This window comes from Candidatus Babeliales bacterium, from assembly GCA_035288105.1.
GTDB lineage: Bacteria > Babelota > Babeliae > Babelales > Vermiphilaceae > SOIL31.
Window position 1 is genome coordinate 1 of sequence record DATEAY010000047.1, and the last position, 5101, is coordinate 5101.

The following is a 5101-nucleotide window of genomic DNA, read 5'->3' on the forward strand; positions in this document are numbered from 1 at the left end:
GCTAACGTTATTCCTAATGGACGTTATCCAATTGGTGCAATTACTATTACTGTACCAGCCAATGAAGTTGATATTAATATTCATCCGCGTAAAGAAGAAGTTAAATTTCTGCATCCACGTCGTGTGGAACAGGCATTACAGCAGGCCGTAAAAGCTGCGCTGGAAAATAATGTATCTGCGCATCTTAAGAAAGATGTGACGTTTAAATCAGCACCAACATATTCTCAGCAGGTTCGCGATTTTAGCTATTCTTCATTTGCACCCTTCGATACACTTCCTTCGGAAGCACTCAGGGCGAGCGGAGAGGAATCTCTGAATTGGTCGAAAGAAATTTTCACAAAAGAAAAAAATTTACACAAAAACTGGAAATACAATCTATTGGATGACAACCTAGACCCGCTCGCCCTGAGTGTCCCCGCAGGGGATGTATCGAAGGGTGCAGAAGACAATGGGCAAGTTCTCATTGATTTAAATCATCAACAAACCCCATTTGTAGATGATTCATCGAAACAAACATCCGCCGATTCGTACCGGCTAATCGGACAATACAACACAACATACTTACTTGTTGAAAAAGAGGATGGGTTATTTTTAGTTGACCAGCACGCAGCACACGAACGAATTCTATACGAATTGTTTTCACAACGGTTTACCGAAGTTGCAACAATACAACTACTATTTCCACATATTATTACGCTCTCAGCACAAGATATCGATACTATCACACCGCATCTTGATATTTTTACTACGAATGGAATTCTCATAGAACAATGCGCAAGCGACCAACTCATTGTACAATCACTTCCCGTGCATTTAAAAGATCAATCAATTGCTGATATTGTAAAAGAAGTTATTTCATGGATTGCTGAGTGTGCATCACTTGATGAGGCTACATTCAAAAAAACAATAAATCACAAATTACAAGCACAAATGGCATGCAAAGCCGCAGTAAAAGCTGGAGACATCCTTACACAAGAAAAAATGGAACAACTACTGCGTGATTTAGAAAAAACAAACAACCGATTTTCCTGTCCTCATGGCAGGCCAACCGGATGGCTGTTATCGTTAAGCGAAATTGAAAAAAAATTTAGACGACGGATTTAAATTTCATTTCATGCTCTTCAACAAAATCTTTTATTGGGGCCCCCATGCGCAGAAGATCGCAACATGGGGTATAACTTTAATACATTTTGTTTTGTTTATATTGATTGCTTTGATTGTTATTATCTGTTACCAACTTACGATAGAAAAATGCGTATGCAAGTGTTGACAGTGGCCAAGTGATCATAACGCCCATCCAACTTACAAAACCAAGGGATACTAAAATTTTCATTGCTACCCAAAGTGCAAAGATATCCCACATATGATGTGTAGTCACTTCATAACTTCTTTTGAGTGCATCAATCGGTCCCATATTTTTGTCGATAATAAAATAAGGGAAGAAAGCAAAGCGTAGCAAAGCAATAAATCCTGGTAAAACAAATATTAGCCATCCAACCCATACCATTACACAATACAACGCCCATCCAATAAACGCTTTAGGAGCTAAACCAAAACAAGAAACCAATTCTTTGTATGAACTATCATTACGGTCATGCAGAGCAAGCGCAATTTTTTTAAACCCTAAATCCAAACCAACAAAGAAAAGCATTAAGATTATTGCTGAAATAAGCAACGAAAAAAAGTTAGCTGATACCAAGCTCATCAACGTAGCACCTGATTGATACGCTACTGTTGCACAATTATAACCAATGCATTCTTGATAATCTCTCAGTGCTTGGGACGTCATAATTGTTTGAATAAAACCTTTATTCAAAAATGCAATAATACCAACAACTAATGAAATAAGACCAGTTCCAATTAACAAAACAATAACAAAAAGACGTACATGCTCAACGAGCGATTTAAAAGCAAAACCAATTGCTTCTAACGTAAAACTCTTTCTTCCGTTCATCTTCTCCACTCCTTTTTTATACAATAGTACTGACATGCATACTATCTAATCACATCATCCAAAAAAATTGCAACAGCTGTTGTACAAAAAAACTTACTCTAGTTATTGTGCACAACAGTGATAATAGTCTTATTTGTATCAAACTGATCTTTTATCTGCTGCATTAAAACTGCGGATGCTGATGAGAATTTATCCGTAGTAACCCACACGCGCACCGTAAAAAAAATACGCGTTTCAGTATCATAATCATGTTGACCTATTTTATGCAGCATCACAACAGGAGCGGGTTCATGCAAAAATAATCCGTTATTTTTAATAACAGTGTAGATTTGCGCCTTAATATCTTCTACATCATTGGAATACGGCGCTGATAAAATACAATCGATTCTTTTAACCGGATAATATGTAAGATTGGTTAAGTACTGTTTTAACACCAATTCATTCGGCAACCGTATCAATTTATTATCAAGCGTACACACGCGAACAGAAAGCAGATCAATCGATTCTACAACACCTACAATATCACCACTTTTTATGATATCGCCGATAGAAAATGGTCTTTCAAGAACAAGAAAAAATCCACTAATAATATTGGAAATACTGGTCTGAGATGCAAAACCAATTGCAACACCAAGAACACCAGCAGCTCCCAACAGTGCAGTTACATTAAAACCGAATTCATGCAAAACAGTAACTGCAATAAAGAGTATCCCGCTATAAAAAATAATGCGTCCAACAATGACGCCCATGTGATGAGAAAAACGTTTACCACAGAATACAGCACACATACCACTACACCATCTGACCAGTGGAATTCCAGCACAAAGCAATATGCCAATCCGCACCATGTTACCTACATACATCATCAACGATACATTACTCATACATATACCTTGCATCTATTAAAACCAACGATTTCTACTTGCAAGTAAGGGCAACAATAATTGTAACGGTGGTAAACCACGAAGACGCAATCCATAATTGATTAAAGACAATGCAGCAAGCGTTATAATAATACGCACCAACAAATCACCCACAGCAACAATCGCAATTACTATTCCTGCTATAATGCACAGCAAGCCCAAAACATGATTACTATTCATAAACAATACTCCTTAAAAATTGTATAAAAATCAGTGTAACAGAATTCTTTAATGCAAAATAGTCTAGGAGCTTGCCTAGACTATTTTGCATTGACTACTTATTTTAATTACTGCTCTACCGTTTTTACCTTATAGGTACCAGCAGTTTCATCAAACTCTCCAACCAATTTTGTTTTAGTTTGCTTTGTTGGAAAAAAATAGAAATATAAACGATTCATTGCTTGTGTAACATTCTCTTTGATTCGATCAAGTAAACCCATCTTACTTCTTCTTTCTCTTTCTGCGAGACTTGCTTGCCGCCAGATTGGTCGTAAAATTTTTGCAATTTTTTCTTTTTGCTCAGCAAATCGCATTGCATCATCATCCTTGCGAGCTTTTAGTAGTCCGACAACAAAAATCCATAATTCTCCATAAGGCTTTGCTAATTGGACAAGTTTAGCTGCAACAATTTTTGAGTCTGCGAGAGGCCTTACTTCACCAGTAGAACTTGAATACCATAAATCTTCTAATCGGTTAATCGCTTTCCATATTTTGTATGAATCAGCAAGTTTCATATCAATAATATTTTTTTGCTCCTGAATACTTGCCCCAATCATATTACCTGCATACAAGTACAAAAGAGACGCTATTCCCACAAAAAGAACCAATTGTAGACCATCAATAAACTTCTTCATACTTCCCCCCATATAAAAATAGACATAACAGACCACTTTTTTACCCCAACTATGTTGGCACTTCGTTGGGGACCCCTAGTCCTGAAATAACCTTGGCATTATCATACCGTATATTGAGAAGCATTCTCTATGGATTGGAAAAACAAAAAAAAGAGTTCTTTTTTAGAACCAACTTTTATGGCCTTGACAAATGGATGCACTATATGGATAACTACAAACAAGGTCAAAATTGGAACTTATGTAAGATTTATTAGAAATGGATAGATATGAAAATAAACCATCTTTTTACATTCCTTTTTCTTACACTTTTTAATTATAACGGTTTAGTTCTTTCCAAAAATGTTTTAATTATGACGTATAGTTTTAATAGGCCAGATTTTATAGAAATTCAAGACAAAACCTTTAAAAAATTCCTTAAAGATGACTATACCTTTGTTGTTTTTAACGATGCGACACAAGAGGAAGTTTCTAACCAAATTATAGAAACTTGTAATAGACTAAACCTGCCTTGTATACAAATTCCTCAGTCAATCCACAATGCACCTTATTTGGAAAGATGGCCAGGTGAGGATTATAATCACCCTTCGGTTCGTTGTTCTAACGTTGTTCAATTTTCTTTAGATACTTTGGGATTTGACCATGATGGTATTGTCATGAGCATCGATTCAGATATGTTCTTAGTTAAAAATTTTTGTGTGCAGGAGTTTTTAGATGGTTTTGATATTGCGGGCGTTCTCCAATCACGCCAACATATCGAATATTTTTGGATTGGCCTTCTTCTTTTTAATATGCAAACACTACCAGATAAAAAAACGATCAATGTTAATTGTGGAAAAGTGGATGGGATAGGAGTGGATCCTGGAGGACAGACATATCATTATTTTAAAAATCATCCGAAAGCGATGAGAAATCCGATTGATATTCAGTTCTATCCATCGGATTTTATGTTATCAGAAACTACTCATGAGAATGTAAAATTTCTTTTTTCTCATGATTGTACTAACTTTGAATTTTTATTAAAAAATTCTTTTTTTCATTATCGAGGTGGAAGCAATTGGAATTATGAATCCAAGGAATACCATGAAAAGAAAACCGCTGTTTTAAACGCCTTTATAGACAAATGCCTAGAACAAAAAGATTAGAGACAATTCCATGACATAAAAAAGAGCAGTATTAAAACTGCTCTTTTTATATTTTTAGTAAAAAACAGGGGGCTTAAAAGCCCCCTTAAGCACTCATTAAGCATGATGCAGACGCTCTATACAGAGTTTAATATGTAACTAACGAAGGGGCAAAATAAGATACTTTTTTATTTTTTCTTTGCTCGCATTACCCTCATGTCATCGTTATTGTGTTGCACTAAAGGCTTT

The 5101-nt window shown here is 35.7% G+C and carries 6 protein-coding genes; 2 read left to right on the top strand and 4 right to left on the bottom strand.

The genetic code is table 11. From position 1 onward, the window contains the following. Window positions 1-1104, top strand: a 1104-nt coding sequence (locus VJJ26_02450; protein ID HLC07027.1) for a hypothetical protein, incomplete at its 5' end; no start/stop codon positions are given. 76 nt (window positions 1105-1180) lie between these two features. Here VJJ26_02450 and VJJ26_02455 read toward each other — a convergent pair. The 4 genes from VJJ26_02455 to VJJ26_02470 all read right to left on the bottom strand — a co-directional run bounded on the left by VJJ26_02455 (window position 1181) and on the right by VJJ26_02470 (window position 3731). Next, window positions 1181-1954, bottom strand: coding sequence for a hypothetical protein (locus VJJ26_02455; protein ID HLC07028.1), 774 nt, complete (start codon window positions 1952-1954; stop codon window positions 1181-1183). Window positions 1955-2052: 98 nt separating this feature from the next. Continuing rightward, window positions 2053-2838 carry a mechanosensitive ion channel family protein gene (locus VJJ26_02460; protein HLC07029.1) on the bottom strand — a complete coding sequence of 262 codons (786 nt, stop codon included), beginning with the start codon at window positions 2836-2838 and terminating at the stop codon, window positions 2053-2055. Between the two features lie 18 nt (window positions 2839-2856). Then, window positions 2857-3057: a hypothetical protein gene (locus VJJ26_02465; GenBank protein ID HLC07030.1), complete on the bottom strand. Its 201-nt coding sequence runs from the start codon at window positions 3055-3057 to the stop codon at window positions 2857-2859. Window positions 3058-3164: 107 nt separating this feature from the next. After that, entirely contained in the window at window positions 3165-3731 is a 567-nt protein-coding gene (locus VJJ26_02470; GenBank protein HLC07031.1) for a hypothetical protein, read from the bottom strand. 266 nt (window positions 3732-3997) lie between these two features. On the opposite strand from VJJ26_02470, the gene VJJ26_02475 reads away from it, so the two are divergent. Then, window positions 3998-4873, top strand: a complete 876-nt coding sequence (locus VJJ26_02475) for a hypothetical protein (protein HLC07032.1) — start codon at window positions 3998-4000, stop codon at window positions 4871-4873. Window positions 4874-5101 lie beyond the last annotated feature (228 nt).

Coding starts and splice junctions, on each gene's coding strand:
- VJJ26_02470 (HLC07031.1), bottom strand. CDS start 3,731: ATGAAGAAGTTTATTGATGGTCTACAATTGGTTCTTTTTGTGGGAATA.
- VJJ26_02460 (HLC07029.1), bottom strand. CDS start 2,838: ATGAGTAATGTATCGTTGATGATGTATGTAGGTAACATGGTGCGGATT.
- VJJ26_02465 (HLC07030.1), bottom strand. CDS start 3,057: ATGAATAGTAATCATGTTTTGGGCTTGCTGTGCATTATAGCAGGAATA.
- VJJ26_02475 (HLC07032.1), top strand. CDS start 3,998: ATGAAAATAAACCATCTTTTTACATTCCTTTTTCTTACACTTTTTAAT.
- VJJ26_02455 (HLC07028.1), bottom strand. CDS start 1,954: ATGAACGGAAGAAAGAGTTTTACGTTAGAAGCAATTGGTTTTGCTTTT.